Origin of the sequence: Corynebacterium jeikeium, assembly GCF_000738175.1 — a bacterium.
Classification (GTDB): domain Bacteria; phylum Actinomycetota; class Actinomycetes; order Mycobacteriales; family Mycobacteriaceae; genus Corynebacterium; species Corynebacterium jeikeium_C.
Map to the genome: position 1 here is coordinate 1 of NZ_JFCH01000041.1, position 414 is coordinate 414.

Genomic DNA, 414 nt, shown 5'->3' on the forward strand with positions numbered 1-414 from the left:
AGGGCAGACCCAAAGGCTCGGCTGCACCGAAGCGGCTTACAGAAGAAGACAAGCTGCGCCGTCAGATCGCACGGTTGGAAGCGGAAAACGCGTACCTAAAAAAATTGCGGGACTTGAGGAACCAGGGACACGCCTGAAAGTCCAGGCGATTGTCATCCTCAAGTCGCACCACCGCCTGGAGCACCTCCTAAAGGCAGCAGGTATCCCACGGTCGACGTTCTTCTACCACCAGAAACGCCTCGGCCAGTCAGATAAGCACGCCGAGCTCAAAGACGCGATCCGGGCAAGCTTCGAGCGCAACAAGCATCGCTACGGCTACCGACGAGTGCTACTTGACCTGCGTAACCAGGGGTGGGTGGTCAACCACAAACTCGTCTACAAACTCATGCGTGAGATGGGCATTCGAGCCAAGAT

The 414-nt window shown here is 57.0% G+C and carries 1 pseudogene; it reads left to right on the forward strand.

The annotated features are described in order from the left end of the window. A pseudogene (locus tag JQ46_RS11640) lies at positions 1-414 on the forward strand (IS3 family transposase); the annotation flags it as partial.